18 protein-coding genes and 2 tRNA genes are annotated in these 18,400 nt (G+C 54.3%); 7 read left to right on the forward strand and 13 right to left on the reverse strand.

What is annotated here, in order from left to right; translation table 11 throughout:
* Nucleotides 1-2 precede the first annotated feature (2 nt).
* Nucleotides 3-812, forward strand: coding sequence for a protein YdhT (gene ydhT / locus OGY35_RS19525; protein WP_152404860.1), 810 nt, complete (start codon nucleotides 3-5; stop codon nucleotides 810-812).
* A gap of 4 nt (nucleotides 813-816) precedes the next feature.
* Here the strand turns inward: ydhT and OGY35_RS19530 are convergent, their stop codons facing one another.
* From OGY35_RS19530 to OGY35_RS19545, 4 genes are read right to left on the reverse strand one after another with little or no spacing between them, the layout of a single operon-like run.
* Nucleotides 817-1,494: an amino acid ABC transporter permease gene (locus tag OGY35_RS19530; protein WP_152404859.1), complete on the reverse strand. Its 678-nt coding sequence runs from the start codon at nucleotides 1,492-1,494 to the stop codon at nucleotides 817-819.
* Nucleotides 1,484-2,266: an amino acid ABC transporter permease gene (locus tag OGY35_RS19535; protein WP_286633710.1), complete on the reverse strand. Its 783-nt coding sequence runs from the start codon at nucleotides 2,264-2,266 to the stop codon at nucleotides 1,484-1,486. Before OGY35_RS19535 ends, OGY35_RS19530 begins: the two co-directional genes overlap by 11 nt.
* On the reverse strand, nucleotides 2,263-3,081 hold the full coding sequence (locus OGY35_RS19540; protein WP_286633184.1) for an amino acid ABC transporter ATP-binding protein: 819 nt from the start codon (nucleotides 3,079-3,081) through the stop codon (nucleotides 2,263-2,265). Before OGY35_RS19540 ends, OGY35_RS19535 begins: the two co-directional genes overlap by 4 nt.
* Before the next feature lies 1 nt (nucleotide 3,082).
* On the reverse strand, nucleotides 3,083-3,916 hold the full coding sequence (locus tag OGY35_RS19545; RefSeq protein WP_286633185.1) for an ABC transporter substrate-binding protein: 834 nt from the start codon (nucleotides 3,914-3,916) through the stop codon (nucleotides 3,083-3,085).
* A gap of 231 nt (nucleotides 3,917-4,147) precedes the next feature.
* Here OGY35_RS19545 and OGY35_RS19550 point away from each other — a divergent pair, with 231 nt between their 5' ends.
* Nucleotides 4,148-4,339 carry a hypothetical protein gene (locus OGY35_RS19550; RefSeq protein WP_152404855.1) on the forward strand — a complete coding sequence of 64 codons (192 nt, stop codon included), beginning with the start codon at nucleotides 4,148-4,150 and terminating at the stop codon, nucleotides 4,337-4,339.
* A gap of 117 nt (nucleotides 4,340-4,456) precedes the next feature.
* Here the strand turns inward: OGY35_RS19550 and OGY35_RS19555 are convergent, their stop codons facing one another.
* Nucleotides 4,457-4,597: a hypothetical protein gene (locus OGY35_RS19555; protein WP_152404854.1), complete on the reverse strand. Its 141-nt coding sequence runs from the start codon at nucleotides 4,595-4,597 to the stop codon at nucleotides 4,457-4,459.
* 83 nt (nucleotides 4,598-4,680) lie between these two features.
* Complete coding sequence (locus tag OGY35_RS19560; protein WP_286633186.1) at nucleotides 4,681-6,291, reverse strand: FAD-NAD(P)-binding protein; 1,611 nt, start codon at nucleotides 6,289-6,291, stop codon at nucleotides 4,681-4,683.
* 167 nt (nucleotides 6,292-6,458) lie between these two features.
* Here OGY35_RS19560 and OGY35_RS19565 point away from each other — a divergent pair, with 167 nt between their 5' ends.
* Complete coding sequence (locus OGY35_RS19565) at nucleotides 6,459-7,256, forward strand: MBL fold metallo-hydrolase (protein WP_286633187.1); 798 nt, start codon at nucleotides 6,459-6,461, stop codon at nucleotides 7,254-7,256.
* A gap of 36 nt (nucleotides 7,257-7,292) precedes the next feature.
* Here OGY35_RS19565 and OGY35_RS19570 read toward each other — a convergent pair whose 3' ends face one another.
* On the reverse strand, nucleotides 7,293-7,598 hold the full coding sequence (locus OGY35_RS19570) for a monooxygenase (protein WP_286633188.1): 306 nt from the start codon (nucleotides 7,596-7,598) through the stop codon (nucleotides 7,293-7,295).
* A gap of 375 nt (nucleotides 7,599-7,973) precedes the next feature.
* On the opposite strand from OGY35_RS19570, the gene OGY35_RS19575 reads away from it, so the two are divergent.
* Nucleotides 7,974-9,038 (forward strand): hypothetical protein, encoded by a 1,065-nt coding sequence (locus OGY35_RS19575; protein ID WP_286633189.1) that lies wholly within the window; start codon nucleotides 7,974-7,976, stop codon nucleotides 9,036-9,038.
* Nucleotides 9,039-9,083: 45 nt separating this feature from the next.
* Nucleotides 9,084-10,814 carry a phospholipase D-like domain-containing protein gene (locus OGY35_RS19580; protein WP_286633190.1) on the forward strand — a complete coding sequence of 577 codons (1,731 nt, stop codon included), beginning with the start codon at nucleotides 9,084-9,086 and terminating at the stop codon, nucleotides 10,812-10,814.
* Between the two features lie 54 nt (nucleotides 10,815-10,868).
* Here OGY35_RS19580 and OGY35_RS19585 read toward each other — a convergent pair.
* The 3 genes from OGY35_RS19585 to mdtK all read right to left on the reverse strand — a co-directional run bounded on the left by OGY35_RS19585 (nucleotide 10,869) and on the right by mdtK (nucleotide 12,561).
* Nucleotides 10,869-10,945, reverse strand: a tRNA-Val gene (locus OGY35_RS19585).
* Between the two features lie 14 nt (nucleotides 10,946-10,959).
* Nucleotides 10,960-11,036: transfer RNA gene (locus OGY35_RS19590), tRNA-Val, on the reverse strand.
* Between the two features lie 151 nt (nucleotides 11,037-11,187).
* Nucleotides 11,188-12,561: a multidrug efflux MATE transporter MdtK gene (gene mdtK, locus OGY35_RS19595; RefSeq protein WP_152404847.1), complete on the reverse strand. Its 1,374-nt coding sequence runs from the start codon at nucleotides 12,559-12,561 to the stop codon at nucleotides 11,188-11,190.
* 218 nt (nucleotides 12,562-12,779) lie between these two features.
* Between mdtK and OGY35_RS19600 the strand changes: the two genes are divergently transcribed.
* Nucleotides 12,780-13,421, forward strand: a complete 642-nt coding sequence (locus tag OGY35_RS19600; RefSeq protein WP_152404846.1) for a riboflavin synthase subunit alpha — start codon at nucleotides 12,780-12,782, stop codon at nucleotides 13,419-13,421.
* Nucleotides 13,422-13,459: 38 nt separating this feature from the next.
* On the opposite strand, the gene cfa is transcribed toward OGY35_RS19600, so the two are convergent.
* Together cfa and punC are read right to left on the reverse strand one after the other, a co-directional pair.
* Nucleotides 13,460-14,608 (reverse strand): cyclopropane fatty acyl phospholipid synthase, encoded by a 1,149-nt coding sequence (gene cfa / locus OGY35_RS19605; RefSeq protein ID WP_152404845.1) that lies wholly within the window; start codon nucleotides 14,606-14,608, stop codon nucleotides 13,460-13,462.
* A gap of 290 nt (nucleotides 14,609-14,898) precedes the next feature.
* Complete coding sequence (punC, locus tag OGY35_RS19610) at nucleotides 14,899-16,104, reverse strand: purine nucleoside transporter PunC (RefSeq protein ID WP_152404844.1); 1,206 nt, start codon at nucleotides 16,102-16,104, stop codon at nucleotides 14,899-14,901.
* A 111-nt stretch (nucleotides 16,105-16,215) separates the two neighbouring features.
* On the opposite strand from punC, the gene punR reads away from it, so the two are divergent.
* Entirely contained in the window at nucleotides 16,216-17,148 is a 933-nt protein-coding gene (gene punR / locus OGY35_RS19615) for a DNA-binding transcriptional activator PunR (RefSeq protein ID WP_152404843.1), read from the forward strand.
* Here punR and purR read toward each other — a convergent pair.
* A complete protein-coding gene (purR, locus tag OGY35_RS19620) occupies nucleotides 17,145-18,170 on the reverse strand; it encodes an HTH-type transcriptional repressor PurR (RefSeq protein WP_042319232.1) in 1,026 nt (341 codons plus the stop codon). The genes punR and purR overlap by 4 nt on opposite strands.
* Nucleotides 18,171-18,400 lie beyond the last annotated feature (230 nt).

Consider the following 18,400-nt stretch of genomic DNA (forward strand, 5'->3'; position numbering starts at 1 on the left):
CGATGTTGATCACGCGAGAGGATTTGCGCAGCTGGCGGGTTGGTGCGGTGATGTATCGCTGGTTTCTGCGCCGTTTTCCCAAGGGCGGTAACTACGCCGATGTGCACCGGGCGTTGAGTCGCGAAGGGTATCTCGACTGGGCGAACAGTCTGGTGGAATACGCCTGGTCGCGCTGGCTGGATGAAGAAAATTTTGCCCGCCAGGATATCTCCGCCATGTCGCGGCTGGCAAAACCTGATGCCTCAGTGGGCGACTGGCAGGTGGCAAACGCCGCTGATAACGCGAATCTGGGCTGTGCTGGCGATAATATGAAGATCGCCAGCGCAGGCTATGCGTCACAAATTGCCAGTGCAGGCTACTGTGTGCGCATTGGCAGCGTTGGCTATAACAGTCATATCAGCAGTTCAGGAGATCGCGCGAGGCTTGCCGCCGCAGGAAACTCGACGCGCATTAGCAGTGCCGGTAACGGAACGCGGATCGCCAGCAGCGGTATGCGCGTGCGGGTGAGCACCCTGGGTGAGCGAAGCCATGTCGCCAGTAACGGCGACCTGAGCCAGATTGTGAGCTTTGGCGCAGACGCTAAAATCGCCAACAGCGGTGACAACGTACATATCATCTGCAACGGCGACAACGCGATCGTTGCCAGTACGGGGGTTGTTGACTCCGTAGTGCTGGGGCCGGGTGGCTGTGCGGCACTGGCCTATCACGACGGTGAACGCATGCGCTTTGCCGTTGCGGTTGAAGGTGAAGAGGGGATCCGCGCCGGCGTGAAGTACCGACTCGACGACGCGCACCAGTTTGTAGAATGCTGACGGGTTAGCGCAGAACAAATCGTCGCCGGGTCGCTTTCTCCAGGCCGTAGCAAAGCAGATAGTAGACCAGCCCCGTAAAGATGAAGATAGCCGCCGGATAAATCTGTTCCCGGCTGTTAACCTGTCCCGCCACCGTTGTCAGCTCCGGCACGTTGACAATAAATGCCAGCGAAGTGTCCTTCAGCAGACCAATGCAAATCCCGGTCAGGGAGGGCAGGACATGACGTAACACCTGCGGTAGCAGAACCCCTCTTAGTGCCTGAACAGGACTGAAACCCTGGGATACGGCAGCATCATACTGTCCGTCAGGCAGTGCGTTGAGTCCGGCGTACACCGAATGCATAACTGACGCGGCGGTAAACCAGGCCAGCGCCAGCGTCACGGTTGTCGCACCGGGCAGATCGCTGCCGGTAAGCATGGGCAACAGATACCACATCCAGAAAATGACGAAGATCAGCGGGATCCCGCGAATCAGTTCTGCCCAGACGAACAATCCTTTACGGATGATGCCCGGAAAACGCCAGGCGATAGCGGCAAGGGCAATACCGCCAGGCAAGGCCAGTACCGCCGCACCCAGCGCCATCATCAGGGTCAACAGCACGCCGCCGGGTTGACCATCGGCCAGTCGTCCCCACAGGAGATAATCCAGGTTGTCGGTTATCACGGCAATATTAGCGATCATGCTGTGGACTCCTGAAACGTAACCGGCGGGTTTGTGCCTTTTTCTCCTGCCGGGGGGCGGGGCCCAGACGGGTCAGCAGCAGGCCGAGAGCCACACCGGTGAACAGATAAAGCCCCGTACCTACGGCAAAGGCTTCCAGCGCATGGGCGTTATAGCTTTCAATCTGGCGAACCTGGTAGGTGAGTTCCGCAAAGCCAATGCCGCTGGCTAATGACGACAGTTTCATCAGGTTGAGATATTGCCCTATCACCGGTTGCCAGGCATTGGTTAGCCCCTGCGGTAACAGGATATAGCGGAAGGTCAACCACGAGGAGAACCCCTGCGAGACTGCGGCTTCGCGCTGTCCGGCTGAGACAGCCTGTAACCCGGAGGCGATCTCCTCGACCAGGAACGCCGAGGTAAACACGCCGAGTCCCCATGCAGAGCAGAGAAACTCGGGCGTCAACCACCAGACGTTGCCGGGCAGGATTGACCCGCTATGTTCTGCGTTTACAAAATCAACAAACCCGCGAGGAAGCAGGTTCCAGCCAGCGAAGTACCAGAACAGCAGTTGTACCAGCAGCGGGGTGTTTCGAAACAGCGATACCCAGCCGGCTACTACGCGGCGACCAGTAATATGGCCGGAAAGACGAAGGGCCAACAGAATAATCGCCAACAGCGTGGCGAGAAGAATTCCTGCGGCGCTAACCCACAGCGTGGTGAGAAATCCGGAGAGGATCCATTGCAGGGGAAGGCCGGTGAGCACTCCCTGCCAGTCCATTGACGGCATTATCGCGATGACTCCTGATGCAGCGGATCCAGCACCTTTTGCAGAAAGCGCTGAGTCCGCGGGTGCTGTGGTCGGGTAAAAAAGTCGTCCGGTGGCGCGACTTCGAGAATATCGCCGCCGTCGATAAACACGACCCGGTCAGCAATTTCGCGAGCAAAATGCATCTCGTGAGTGACCACAATCATCGTAATACCGCTGTGCGCCAGGCGTTTCATCACAAGCAAAACCTCACCGATCATTTCCGGATCGAGCGCGGAGGTGGGTTCATCAAACAGGATGATTTGCGGTGAGGAGGCCAGCGCGCGGGCGATCGCCACCCGCTGCTGTTGACCGCCGGAAAGCTGTGCCGGATAAGCATCGGCTTTCTCTTCCAGCCCGACCTGCTCCAGCAAGGCAAAGGCGCGCTGTGTGGCGTCGGCTTTATTCCAGCCGTGGACGTACTCCAGTGCGAGGGTGATATTCTGCTGTGCCGTCAGGTGTGCATACAGATTGAACTGCTGGAAAACAAAGCCTATACGGCTGCGCAAGTGGCGCAGCGCGGCCCCCTTGAGCCGACCGACAGGCTTGTCATCAATAAGGATGTCGCCACCACTTAGTGATTCCAGTTGGTTGATCAGGCGAATCAGGGTTGATTTTCCCGATCCCGAAGGGCCAAGAATGGTCACGACTTCGCCAGGTTCAACGGTGAGATTAATACCGTTGAGTACCCGGTGATCGCCGTACGCTTTCACCACATCGCGTAATTCAACCCGCGCCTGGTGTAACTGGCTAAAATCCGCAGCCTGGGCTGCGGAAGGGGTGAATAAACCCGCCAGCATCTTATCTGGCCTCAATTTTAAAGGCGCGCGGCTGCGGATTTTTCGTTTCCGGGCCAAACCAGACGTCATAAATTTTGCTTGCCTGTCCGCTGGATTCGAGCCTCAGCAATTCATCGTTAACCGCCTTCAGCAATGCCGTTTCGCCTTTCTTCACGCCCACGCCGATCTCCTCTTTGCTGAGTAAATCGGGCAGGATTTTAAACTGTGCTTTGTCCGGTGCGCCGCCAAGCAAGCCTGCCAGGATAGTGGAGTCCTGCGTGATGGCCTGCACGTTGCCGTTACGCAGTGCGGTTAACGCCAGCGGAATATCGTCGTAAGCCAGAACGCGGGATTGCGGGAACCGCTGATGCAACGCCTGCTCACCGGTGGTTCCCTTCACCGCACCGATGCGCGCACGGCTGTATTCATCAAGCTTATCGGGTGACGAGACCGGTACCAGGAACTGCTGTCCGGTGACAAAGTAGGGGACGGAAAAGTCGATGACCTGGGCGCGCTCGGGGGTGATCGTAATATCGGCGACGATCAGGTCAGCTTTGCCCGATTGCAGCAGCGGGATACGGTTGGCGGGGTTAGTGGCGACCAGTTCCAGTTTCACACCCAGTGACTTCGCCAGCGCCTGAGCAAAATCGACATCGTACCCGACAATCTGATGCGTTTTCGGGTCAACGGAGCCAAACGGTGGGTTGGCGTCAAACGTCGCGACTTTGACCACGCCCGCGGCTTTGATGTCGGCGAGTTGGTCGGCCTGTGTCTGGGCGCTGATGAAGCTTGTGGCGAGCATGACGCCGAGCGCGAGGATCGTTTTTTTTGAGCTGTGCATTTTCGTTGCCATCATTTTCTTTGATATCCCTGGAGTTATTGGTTTGTCCTTTTACGCTCCCACAACCCAAACCCAGGACAAAAGAAGAAAAAGGACTTATTTATATGCAAAAAGTTATTAGTGAACAGCATGTTAACGAAGCGTTGCTAACGAACAAAAACAGATAACGGTGAGCAAAATTCGTATTTCATTTTTCACGCCGTTTGCGCTGCAATGAAAAGTATCTGACAAGCAAAGGAGCGGGAGATGGAGAAGATAAAAATGCGGATAGCGCGTCTTTGGGCGCACGGTGTTATCACGCCTGACCCGACCCGACAACCTGGTGCGGAGGTCAATCTGCAGCGCGTTGTGGAGTCTATTCTTCCTGTCGCCAGCCTGTACGGCGTGGACATTGCTAACATTGACCCGGAGTGGTTTCGTGATCAAACAACACGCTGAACATCGTCGGATGCGCGAGGTGTACTGGAATGAAATCTGCAATTACCGTGGAAATGCTGAGGGGAGTAAACCGCTTACAGGCCTGCCGCGCGGAAATGCGCGGCAGGTTGAACTAAATTAGATTTTGCATGCATCGCCGCAGTCATCATCGGCAATCACCGATTCTGCTTTTTTGTCCGCATCTTCCAGACGTTCCGCGTTACGCTCTTGTGCTTCTTCCAGCCCGTTAAAGACCAGATTATCGAGATCAATTTCCATCGTTCACCCTTCTTATCTCATTTTTGACATCACACGAGTATAGGGCAAATTTGACGCCGGATGCATCCACAATGTGTGCTGAATTACCGATCGTAAAGGGATAAACGCCTGCGCAGGCGGGATGCCGGTTTCGACACTGCCCTGGCCATCGCGTCGCCAATTTCCTGACAGGCGACTAACCCCTGGATAAAGGGCCGATCATGCATCAAATAGGGCAATGCGCCGAAGGCAATTCTCCCGCGAACATGCTCCGGTGCCTGAAGCGTATAGTCTTCGCCAACCTCTGGAATCGTCTCACCACACGACAGTAATTGCCTGCGTAATCGCGCGAACGGCAAATCCGCTGTCTTCAGGGGCCTTTGGCCTCGCGCATCGATGAATACGTCAAACGTCAGGCGATCGTTGTGTGTTGTAATCTCGGTACGATCCGCCTTTATCTCCTTCCCGTAATCCTGTCCCAGCGTGAGAATGCGCAGAATACCGGCTGCGTGCAACGCCAGCATACGGCGAATGGACTCTGACGGGATCGCTGCATAATTATCAATAAACACGCGGGCGAGCCCCGCGCTGAACCGTTTGCTATCTTTTTCATCCAGATGGGCAACGATTTCCTGAACCCGCTCATGTAAACGCAGCAGGGTGTAGCGCCAGGCAACGGTGCGCTTGTCGCGCTTGTTCGCCTCGACCTCTTTCAAATTTGCTGCCGCCCATTCGAACGGATCGCTGTGCATTCTGTCGGCAAACAACGCCACGGGGAAGCTATCGGCATCCAACGAGGAGAGCGATATTTGCTCAGCCCATTTCGAATCGGCTAACGCGAGTTCCTGTTGCATGAGTCTAAAAACGCGATCGAGGAGTCCGACTGAACCGGCATCGATTTCGCGCGTGATGGCCTCCCCGGTAACGTACTCTACGGGTTCATAGGGAATGGGGCAGTAGAAGTCGGCTTCCGGCAAAATGCCCGAACGTGACATCAGCGTGATCTCCAGCGCTTCACTGTGTTTATTCAGCGAGAAATGGACCTGATTTTCATCCGTTTCGTGAAACGTTCCGTGTTGTACCGCCACTGCCATTGCGGCATCCAGGGCGCTCAGCGAGGTCCCCAGAATACCCACTCTGGCGGCGGGCACATCGGCCTCCATCAAGCCGGACCAGGGGCTGGGATAAAATGCGCGCGTTGATTCGTCATCGTCCGGCCAGACGTGTCCAGTGGCGATCACCGCGAGGTCGACTTGCAGCGGCTCCGTGTGCCGTTCAGTCCAGAGTTGTACACCAGTGGGATCGGCTGCCACATCCGTGACTTCACAGGACTCATACAATGTGACCTTAAAACCACGATCTTCTGCGTGGCGAACGGCGAGCAAAAACTGCGCGCGGAAATAGTCGCCCAGTAAAATACGTGGCAGAAACTGACGCTGGTGCAGTGCTTCCTTGTTAACGCCATAGTGCGCAAGATAGTGTGCGTCCTGGGTCTGCAGCCACTCAAGCCAGGTGTCAAAAAGCGGGGGGACCTCGATACTGGCAATATTTGCCAACATCATTGGGGTATTTTCAGAATGGCCATAAGGCATTCCAATTCCTGCCTCACTCCCGCGTTCAAAGACGGCGATCTCCAGCGGCTGCTCCTCTTTGAGTAATGAGAAAAAGGTATAAACCCCTGTCGGACCCGCCCCGATAATCGCGATTTTTTTCATATTCCTGTCCGTCCCATTATTCTTATTTCGCCACTGACACGCCTGATACATCAGGTAAGTGTAGATGAGTAAGGTTCGGCTGTTTCGGTCTGGAAGAGCATTGCGTCCCTGACTGGCTGCATCCTCTGCCATACTTACCGTGGTTTTAGGCTAGGTCAGGAGTGAAGATGATAACGCTGTGTAAAGCCTGTGGTACTTCGTATGACGACAGTCAGCGCCCCATCGAGCGCTGCAAAATTTGTCAGGATGCGCGGCAATATGTGCCGGTCACCGGGCAGGCGTGGATCGATTTTGACGAACTGACGCATCGCCATACCAACAAGTGGCAGCAACATACGCCGCAGTTGTTAAGCCTGATAACCGTTCCTTCTTTTGCGATAAACCAGCGGGCGTTTCTGCTCAGAACGCCGGTAGGAAATGTCCTCTGGGATTGTATTGCGAATCTGGATCCGGCAACCCGAACGCTCATCCATGCATTGGGCGGATTAAGCGCTATCGCGATCTCTCATCCTCACTACTACACCACGATGCAGGACTGGGCGGAGGCGTTTGACGCTCCCGTCTGGCTCCATGCCGCTGACAGTGCCTGGATCATGCGAGACAGTCCCTGGATTCGCCAGTGGGAAGGCGAAACGTACGCGTTGCTGCCCGGCATTACGCTGTTGCGATTGGGCGGTCATTTTGCCGGAGGAACCGTTTTGCATCAGGACGAGGGGGAAGGGACTATCCTCTGCGGGGATATCCTGCAGGTCACCCCCGGCGCCGACGCGGTATCGTTCATGTGGAGCTATCCTAATATGCTGCCTTTGTCGTCTGAACGCGTGGCAGGCATCACGCGTCGGCTGGAAGGCGTGAAATTCGCCAGTTTGTACGGCGCGTTTGAAGGACTGAATATTGTTGGTGATGCCCACGAGATCGTGCAACGTTCGGGCGCAAAATATCTCTCCTGCCTGACGTCTCGTTGAATTAATTGAGGGGAGACGCCCCCTCATCAATATCCGTTAGTCGATTTTTGCCTTATTGATTTTGCTTAGCGGGATATTCACATCAAAAATTTTGGCAATCACTTCCTCAACGCCGAGATTTTTTAAGCGCGCGGTATGTTTGTCCAGATAGGCCAGCGCGGTCTCTTCATTTTCGAAAAGATAGATCCCACCCGCTTCCTGGTGTTGCTCGCTTTCTGTCCACACCTTCCACAAAAAACCCGGTTCCTGATTAATTGACTCCGCCAGACCACGCAGTTGGTCTGCCATTTCTTGCCCAAACGGTCCATGAAACGCGAAGTGAAGCTGTAATAATTTAGGCATAATCCTTCTCCCTCTCAATACTTAACGATAACGCACGATAAAAATATCCCGGGCGCTTCCCTCTGACATGGTGTACGGGATTGTACCAGATTCAGGGGGAGCGATAATGTCGGCACATTCTCTCTGGAGTCACGTTTTTGAAATTCAGCGCGTTCAGCAAAAGCTTTTATTCATGCTTTATGAGGTGTCGACAGGAAGTAATAGGGCAACAGAGTACGTTTTCTGGTCAGGTTATTATTTTGCGATCACCTCAACGGGTGAAAGATTCACGCTTAGATCATGGATAACGCTTAGTCCCGATACGTTTAAACCCGCTATTCTCACAAAAGCAACTGAATCACGTGATATTCCTTCATTATTCGTCACGAGGCCACGATGCGAGCACGTCTTATTTTTCCTGTCAGCGCATTTTTATTGCTAAATCCCACGACTGAATTACGGGCCGCGCCGAGTGCCATTGTCCCTGTGCAGACGGGCGTCGCCACGGCGATTGCCCGCGCCCCCTGCATCCGGGCGCCGGAGGCTTCTCCTGTCGGTAAGATAGACGTGGAAAAGGATGGGGCACTGTACGTTGCCAGTATCACCGTACCTGCGGCACAACAGGTTCCCTTTCTGGTGACGCTTGATACCGGAGAGACCGACGTTGCCCCGTGTTCAGGGGACAAACCGCTGCGGGTCCAGGTCATTCCACAACAACAGACCCAGATCTCATCAGCCTCTGTCCAGCAGGCCTTCGTGGTGTTGATGGCGGCCTTTGTGCTGGCGCTGCTGATGGAAAGCGCCTTCGCGCTACTGTTTAACTGGCGTCTTTTTCAGGCCGTTGTGGTGGGACGCGCCTGGCGTACCCCCATTATGCTGGTGGGCTCCTGGCTTGTCGTCAGCTCGTTTAAGCTCGATCTGATGGCTGAACTATTTTCCGCCTACCGTGGATTCACGGTGTCCGGGGGCGTGTTTACCGAGATACTCACCGCGATGATCGTTAGCGGTGGCAGCGTAGGGGTAAACAAAATCCTGACCGGGCTTGGCTTTCGCTCCGCGATACCCCGCCAGGATCCGAATACCGAACGCGATTCACTGGCACAAAACGAAGCCTGGGTTTCGCTGGATATTTCGGCGGTTCTGCCAGGACGGCGTCTGAGTGTTGAAATGCTGGAAGACGCTGCGCCTGTGGGGACTGCACCGACCCTGGCGATTTTTACGCCACCGGGAGAGGGGCGGTTAAAGGCAATAATGTTTCCGTCGCGCGCTCGTCTTCCCGCCAGCGGCGGTATGCGAGTTACTGCACTGGACAAGCTGTACTACTTCGCCATTCGCGATCTCAACAGCAACCAGCTTTATGACGTGAACGGCAATAAGATCCCCGATATCAGGCGCTCGGCGCCTTACTGTTTTGCCGCAAGGGCGATTGTGGATTTCTCAGTCGTTAAATTGCAGCCGTAATATTGGAGCGCTGAAAGGCATAATCATTTAACCATCGAGGTCGCTATGTCCGGATATACCTGTTATGCCACGGATAACGGTTTTCATTTTAAGCTGTGGCGTGGGGAAAGAATGGTACTGTTGGGGTTTGATGTTGATGAACCCGAACCAGACTTTGTTGGCTTTGCCATAAAAGTGTGCCCGCCAAACAGTAAAGATTATACCTACCTTAAAAATCGTATCGCCTTTGATTATACGGATGCGAAGGTGACGGGCGATCGGTTGTTTGATACCAATATTGCACCGTTGCAGAAATTTCGTTGGATCCATTTTCCCTGGCAACCGGTAGCAGGAATCTATCGCTATCAGGCAACCAAAATGCATATGGAGCCTGACGGGAGTTTACGCGAGGGTATTACCCTGGAAACCAGTATTGAGCTTTCGCCGGTCACGTACGACGATATTGTTGATATTGGTTTTACGCGCAACTTCGCGTCGTCGCAGGCATATCGCGACCAGTTTAATAATAACGCTGACATTATTCCCGGTCAGGATGAGGATGGACTCAATTTTAAACTGCGCGACGAGGTGAAAAATAACCGGGGCGAGACCGTTTATGACTGGCTGGGATTTGAAGCAAAAACCCTGATTGATACTTTTATTCAGGAGGTATTAGACAATCCTGAACTCCGTCTTGATTTCATGGCCTACGATCTGAATCTTCCGGACCTGGTCGAAAAGCTGGAGGCGATCGGCCCACGCCTGCGGGCGGTTATTGATGATTCTTCGAAGAAAGATAAAGAGACGGGCATCCTGGAAGGGCACGGCGCGAAGAACAGCAGCGAAAGTGTGGCGTCGGAGCGACTGGCTGTCGCGGGGGCGCAGGTTACACGTACCCGCTTTTTTAACCTTCAGCACCATAAGGTACTGATCCAGCGCGATAAGCAAAATCAGGCGGTTAAAGTGCTGTGCGGCTCAACCAATTTTTCTTTCCGCGGTCTCTATATCCAGGCGAATAACGTGCTGGTCTTTCATTCCTCTGGCGTTGCGGCATCGTTCGGCCAGATGTTTGATGAGGCGTTTACCGAGCCTAACGCGTTTCGCCATTCTCCGTTATCGCAGAGTATACAGACAATAAAACATGCAAATGGGCCGACGATTAACGTCTCTTATTCTCCCCATCGCGCAACGTCGCTTTCGCTGGACCCGGTGGTGAACGCCATTAACCAGGCGAGTTCGTCAGTGTTCTATTCCATCGCTTTTCTTAATAACATGAGGGAATCGCCGGTGGGCGTTGCGCTTGCAGAATTACTGAATCGTCCTGTCTTCAGCTATGGCACGGTGAATACGGCGGGAAAATTACAGGTGGTGAAACCGGATGGCACGCTGGCCGTTGCCGATTTTGCCTACCTGGCGAAAAAAGCGCCAGAGCCATTTCGCGCTGAATGGGCAGGTGGTAAGGGAATCAATATTCACCATAAATTTGTGGTGACCGATTTTAATCTGGCCAGCGCCAAAGTGTTCACCGGCTCGAGCAATCTGGCCCCCTCGGGTGAGAAGAATAATGGTGACCACCTGATCATGATTGAAGATCAAAAGATTGCGACGGCCTATGTTATTGAAGCCATCAGAGTGTTCGATCATCTCCAGTTTCGTCAGCGAATGCAGGGGGCTGGCGACGTTCAGGTGCTCAAACTGCTCAAACCCACGGCGATAACAGGGCAGCCAGCGTGGTTTACCCGTTTCTATATCGCGGACAGTCAGGCGCAAAACGACCGTTTACTGTTCAGCCATTAACGGGATTACCGGTTAGCAGATGAGAATTCGGGGTATAACAGGAAGATAACGAAATGGTGCGTCTGAATGGACTCGAACCATCGACCCCCACCATGTCAAGGTGGTGCTCTAACCAACTGAGCTACAGACGCATATAAAGATGAGATGGTGCGTTCAATTGGACTCGAACCAACGACCCCCACCATGTCAAGGTGGTGCTCTAACCAACTGAGCTATGAACGCAATGTTGTGTGTGACAACGGGGACGAATATTAGCGGCAGAGCCGGGATGAGGCAAGAGGGAAATGGTAATTTTCTTCCGGATTTCACCCGATTGCGGAGGAAGTGCGCAAAATGTCGAGAGAATAGCCGCCAGTTGGCGGCTATTGCCGTTTTATCGCGCAGCGCGCTGCAGAATGACCGTCGACGGCTGGCGTTGCAGGAAGCGCATCCGCAGCATCATCATAATCGCGGCCGAGGTCAGGCCGATGATAAAGCCCATCCAGAATCCCGCCGGACCCATACGATCCACCACCAGATCGGTCAGTGCGAGGATATAACCGCTCGGCAGTCCCAGCACCCAGTACGCTGTAAAGGTGATAAAGAAAATCGAGCGCGTATCTTTATAACCACGCAGGATCCCGCTACCGATGACCTGAATGGAGTCTGAAATCTGATACACCGCCGCCAGCAGCATCAGTTGCGCCGCCAGCGTCACCACTTCAGGATTGTCGTTATAGAGCAGGGCGATATGCTCACGCAGCGTCACGGTAAAGATGGCAGTGAGGCATGCCATGCAGACGCCAACGCCTAAACCGGTACGCGCAGCGGTTTGCGCATCCAGCGTAGAGCCTTGTCCCAGACGGTAGCCCACGCGAATGGTGACCGCCGCCGCCAGCGACATCGGCAATACAAACATCAGTGAACTGAAGTTCAGGGCAATCTGGTGGCCTGCAACATCGACAATGCCCAGCGGCGAAACCAGCAGCGCCACGACGGCGAACAGCGTGACTTCAAAAAACAGCGCCAGCGCAATCGGCAGACCCAGTTGCACCAGACGTTTCATCACTACGCTATCTGGCTTACTGAAGCGCTGCTCATTACGAATATCGCGCATTGAACGTGCGTGTTTGACATACCAGAGCATCGCGCAGAACATTACCCAATAGACCGCTGCGGTAGCCACGCCACAGCCGACACCGCCGAGTTCCGGCATGCCGAAGTGACCATAGATAAAGATATAGTTCACCGGGATGTTGACCAGCAGACCAAGAAAACCCATCACCATGCCGGGTTTGGTTTTTGCCAGACCTTCACACTGGTTACGCGCGACCTGAAAGAACAGATAACCCGGTGCGCCCCATAATAATGCGCGCAGGTAACCGACGGCCTTATCCGCCAGGGCCGGATCAATATTGTGCATCGCGCGGATGATGTAACCGGCGTTCCACAGCACGACCATAACCAGCACCGAGACGAAACCCGCCAGCCAGAATCCCTGGCGAACCTGATGCGCAATGCGTTCGCGGCGCCCGGAACCGTTGAGCTGAGCAATCACCGGGGTTAGCGCCAGCAGCAGCCCGTGACCGAACAGAATGGCGGGCAGCCAGATGGACGTCCCGATGGCGACGGCTGCCATGTCGGTGGCGCTGTAGCCACCCGCCATCACGGTATCAACGAACCCCATTGCGGTTTGGGCGATTTGCGCAAGAATCACCGGAATTGCCAGAGCCAATAACTGACGCGCTTCACTGATATACTTCTGCACGTGTACACCTATCATTTTGTTTTTATTTGAGAGACTAAAAAAGCCGCCACGAGTGGCAGCAAGAAGAAGATGCAGGGGAAATTTCAGTCTATTGTAGCGATGAATACATATTTCTCCAGTGAAAAAACAGGCGCAATGGGTGCTTCACTGGCAACCTGATTTTCCAACTGCTATTGTGGCAGGCAGAAATGGTTTAACTGAATTCAGGAGTTGCAGGTATGTTTACAGGTATTGTGCAGGGCACCGCCAAACTGGTGTCGATTGATGAAAAACCAAATTTTCGCACCCATGTAGTGGAATTACCTGAATACATGCTGGACGCGCTGGAAACGGGCGCATCGGTGGCGCACAACGGCTGCTGCCTGACCGTGACAGAAATTAACGGTAACCGCATCAGTTTTGATCTGATGAAGGAGACGCTGCGCATTACCAATCTGGGCGATCTGAAAGTGGGTGACCTGGTGAACGTCGAGCGCGCGGCAAAATTCAGCGATGAGATTGGCGGACATCTGATGTCCGGTCACATTATGACCACGGCGGAAGTATCAAAGATTTTGACGTCTGAGAATAACCGTCAGATCTGGTTCAAAGTCCAGGACCCGACGTTGATGAAGTACATTCTGTACAAAGGATTTATTGGCATTGACGGGATCAGCCTGACCGTTGGCGAAGTGACTGCGACGCGCTTTTGCGTACATCTTATTCCGGAAACACTGGAACGCACGACGCTTGGGAGAAAGAAACTGGGCGCGCGCGTCAATATCGAAATCGACCCGCAAACGCAGGCCGTGGTGGATACGGTGGAACGCGTGCTGGCTGCGCGTGAAGCTGCGGTGGTGAAAACCGCCAGCGAAGCGTAAGACAGCGCAGCCCCCGCAGGACGGCGGGGGCATGAAGATTAGCGGGCAACGCGCAGGCCGTCTTCGACGCCGCGTGAGAACACCACCTGCCAGAGCTGAATATCGCGGGCGCGAAATGCACCGGCGCAGGCGTTCAGGTAGTAGCTGAACATCCGTTTAAAGCGCTCGGTATAGTTATCGGCAATTTCCGGCCAGGCGGCGAGGAAACGTTCGTACCACGCCATCAGCGTTGTGTCGTAATCCGCGCCGAAGTTGTGCCAGTCTTCCATCACAAAGTGCGCTTCGCTGGCGTTAGCTATCTGGCGCACTGACGGGAGGCAACCGTTGGGGAAGATGTACTTATTGATCCACGGATCGACATTGTTGTCGGTTTTTTTCGAACCGATGGTGTGCAGCAGGAACAACCCCTCCGGTTTCAGGTTGCGATCAACGACGTCGAAATAGGTCGGGTAGTTTTTTGGACCGACGTGCTCAAACATACCTACTGACACAATGCGGTCGAACTGATCGCGCAAGTCACGATAATCCTGCAGCAGAATCGACACATCCAGTCCCGCACAGCGCGCCTGCGCCAGCTTCTGCTGCTCGGCGGAAATTGTCACGCCAACCACGCTAACGTCGTAGTTCGTCGCCATGTAGTGCGACAAACCGCCCCAGCCGCAGCCGATATCCAGCACCCGCATGCCGGGTTGCAGTTGCAACTTCTCGCAGATTAACCGCAGTTTGGCCTGCTGCGCCGCTTCCAGAGTGTCAGCGTCCTTCCAGTAAGCGCAGGAATACTGCATGTACGGGTCGAGCATGCGGCTGAACAGATCGTTACCGAGATCGTAATGCTCTTTACCGACGATCCAGGCGCGTTTTTTACTTTGCAAATTGAACAGGCGAGCGCCGGCGATGCGGAGAGTATCTTTGAAATGGTGCGGAAGTTGGTTTTCCAGTCCTGCGCGCAGGACTTTGCTAAAAAACTGGTCCAGTCGATCGCACTCCCACCAGCCATCCATATAACTTTCACCCAGACCAAGCGACCCCTCTTGTAAAACACGTTTGAAAAAATCGGGGTTTTTGACGCGTATATCTGCTGGTGAAGAGCCGTTGATGGCAATACCGGCGCGGCTTAATAATTCGCTAGTGATACGGTACCAGTCGTCATCCGGTACACTGACTTCTTCTATACACGATGAACTCATAGCTTCTCCATCACTGGTCGGTGATCAGAACCTTAAAACAGCGTAGACGCTTTTTGGCTTTGTGAGAAATCTCGCGGGATCATTCCGCGAGTCTATTATCCGACGTAGAACAGAGGAAGGGAGGACCCCTTGCCGAAAAGGCCATCCGTGGTGAACCGGGAACGCTCCGGTTCCCGTTAACACATAATTATTATCGTAATTTTAACAACCGAAATTTAGTATAGGCCTCAAAAATCGATGATTCAACCAAAAATTGTTAGCCGACTAATTAAGAGTGATTATCAATAATATCAATGGGATTCGCTGTGGGCTATCCCGTGATTATCAGGCTGTTCACTGGCGCTTGAGGTTTGCAGCTGCATCTTATAACCCAGTCCAGCCAGTACGACCGTCGACAGCATCACGCTGGTCGTGGTCAGCAGCGGGGTGCTGATAAGCCAGGAGACCACCAGACTTGCCAGGAAGCACAGACCCAACTGCAGGGTATTTTGCAGGGCAGCGGCACGCCCCGTAGCCTGCGGGAAAGGACGCAGCGCCTGCGCAACCACAATCGGGTAGATAGCCCCGTTGGCAATCGCCATTACACAGAACGGGATCAGGATTTCCGCAAGCGTAATGTGATGGATAAAGCTTGCCGCCCATGTCGCCACCACGCTCAGCGCATAGATGACCAGTAGCCAGGGCAGAAGCTGTTGTCCCTGCCATTTTTGCAGCGCGGCGCGACAACCGTAGCCCCCAATCAGAAACGCGATGGTTTGTGGTACATAGCTCAGTCCAATCACCGCCGGGCTGTAGCCCATTTCACTCAGAATAAACGGCGAGCCGGTCAGCCATGCAAAAAAGCTGGCGGAACAGGCAGCGTAAATCAGGACGTTACCGCGGTACGCTTTCGCGCGCAGCAGCGTGGTGAAGGTCAATTTATCCTTGCTGTCGTTTCGCGCCCGGGTAGAGGGTTTTAAGAACAGCGCAGGCAGCATCAGCAGCAGCGTGATGAAAAACAACGTGGCAAAGATCGCCTGCCAGGAAAGATGGGTCAGGATCCAACTTCCTAATAACGGCGCCAGGGCAGGAGACAGTCCGACCAGCGGCATGATCGTCGCGAAAATACGGTTAATTTTATGTGAGGGATAGTAATCGGTGACCAGCGCCTGCCAGATGACGGTCGCCGCACAGACGCCCACCGCCTGAATAAAGCGCAGAACCAACAGCCCTGTCGCGCTTTCGACCCACAGCATACCCAGGCTACCGAGGGCGAAGATGGACAGACCCAGCAGCAGGATCGGTTTACGGCCGTAGCGGTCCGAGAGCGGGCCCCACAGCAGTTGCGCGACGGCAAAGCCCGCTAAAAACAGACTCAGGCTGGCGCTGACGGCAGATGCCGGTGTTTGCAGGTCAGATTGAATGGCGGCAAAAGCGGGCAAATACATGTCGGTTGCCAGAAAACCCAACACGCTGAGCCCTGCCAGCCAGACTAAAAACCCTTTTCCTGGTTGCATAGTTGTTCTCTAATTTTAATGAATAACACTGGCGCAGAGTGTAGGGAGTGAATTTCGGCTTGTGAAACGGTAATATTTGTTTATTGCATTCAAAAATTTTGTAGGCAGATTATGTGGTCAGAATATGCACTGGAAGTCGTTGATGCCGTGGCGCGCAACGGGAGTTTCAGCTCCGCCGCTCAGGAGTTGCACCGGGTGCCCTCAGCGGTCAGCTATACGGTCCGCCAACTGGAAGAGTGGCTGGCAGTCCCGCTCTTTGAACGTCGTCATCGCGATGTAGTGCTGACCCCGGCGGGAGCCTGGTTTTTGAAAGAGGGCCGCTCTGTCATCAAAAAAATGCAGATCACGCGCCAGCAGTGTCAGCAGATAGCCAACGGCTGGCGTGGGCAACTTCCCATCGCGGTGGACAATATCGTGCGCCCTGAACGCACAAGACAGCTGATAGTCGATTTCTATCGCCACTTTGATGACGTGGAGCTGCTGGTCTTTCAGGAGGTGTTCAATGGCGTCTGGGACGCGCTGTCAGATGGCAGGGTTGAACTCGCTATCGGCGCAACCCAGGCGATCCCGGTAGGAGGTCGATACACCTTCCGCGATATGGGCAAACTGAGCTGGTGTTGTGTCGTTGCCAGCACACATCCACTGGCCGCCATGAGCGGGCCTTTAAGCGATGACACGTTGCGCAACTGGCCGTCACTGGTGCTGGAAGATACCTCCCGCACGCTGCCGAAACGCGTGACCTGGCTGCTGGACAACCAGAAGCGGGTGGTGGTTCCGGACTGGGACTCTTCCGCGACCTGTATCAGCGCCGGACTTTGTGTCGGCATGGTGCCGACGCATTTTGCCAAGCCGTATCTCAATAAGGGGCAGTGGGTGGCGTTGGATCTGGAGAACCCTTTCCCGGACGCAGCCTGTTGCCTGACCTGGCAGCAGAACGATATGTCCCCCGCGCTGATTTGGCTGCTGGACTATCTGGGAGACAGCGAAACGCTGAACAAAGAGTGGCTGCGGGAGCCTGACGAGACTCCCGCAAAAGAGGTTTAACGACGGTAGTCGCGGAAAGGGCCATCCGCAACGGAGCGGCGCTCCACCAGGCGCGGGTGGACTTCAATGGACTGTGACTCTTCGCGCTTATTGACGATACGGTCCAGCAGCATGTTAAAGGCCGTTTCACCCAGCGAATCTTTTGGCTGGTGGATGGTGGTCAACGCTGGCGTAAAGAAGCGAGCGTTGCGCACATTGTCATAGCCTATCAGCGACACGTCCTGCGGTACGCGCAGGCCCATCTCATCCGCAGCGCAAAGGGCACCCATCGCCATGATATCGCCGCCACAGAAGACCGCCGTCGGGCGATGCGCCTGCGACAGAATTTGCTGCATTGCACGGTAGCCGGATTCCGGTTCGAAGTCGCCCTGCACAATCCAGTTTTCCGGCACTTTAATCAGCGCTTCATCCATCGCCTTCATAAAACCGGCCAGACGGCCCGCGCCGGTGTTGCGCTCCATTAGTCCCGGGATCACGCCAATTTCGCGATGTCCGCGTTCGACAAGGTAACGGCCAGCCATATAACCGCCCTCAAAGGCGTTATCAATCACCGTATCGGTGAAGTCGGCTTTGGCTTCGCCCCAGTCCATGACCACCATCGGGATATGACGGTACTCTTCCAGCATCGAGAGCAGGGGATCGGGATATTCGGAACACATCACCAGCAGGCCATCAACGCGTTTTTGCGCCATCATGGACAGATAGGCACGCTGTTTTTCCAGATTGTTCCAGACGTTACCGAGGATCAGGGTATAGCCTTTCTGGAAGCAGTTCTTTTCAACGGCTTCGATAATTTCGGCAAAGTAGGGGGCTTCGCTGCTGGTCGCCAGCAAGCCGATAGACTTGGTATGGTTGACCTTCAGACTACGGGCAACAGCGCTGGGGGAATAGTGCAATTCTTTGATTGCCGCCCACACTGCATTGCGTGTTTCTTCAGCGACGAAACGCGTTTTGTTAATTACGTGTGATACGGTTGTAGTGGAAACGTTTGCGCGTTTCGCTACATCTTTAATTGTTGCCATTAAATCTCACTCCAGACCCAACCTGAACATTAAAATATGCTAAGTAAACGTTTGCCTTTAATCATCCTGTGCGCAACGTCAGGGTTGCGGCATGCCGGGAAAACGCCACAGAGCGTCAGGAAGGGGTCAATGGCCGGTACGCTAATCAAGTAAGCGTCGAATTTTGGCTGATCTTAACGAAAAGGGGAAGTATTAAAAGCACATATCACTCTAAATCGTGGGAGATTTTT

The organism is Citrobacter sp. Ct235 (assembly GCF_030332305.1).
Lineage (GTDB): Bacteria > Pseudomonadota > Gammaproteobacteria > Enterobacterales > Enterobacteriaceae > Citrobacter_A > Citrobacter_A telavivensis.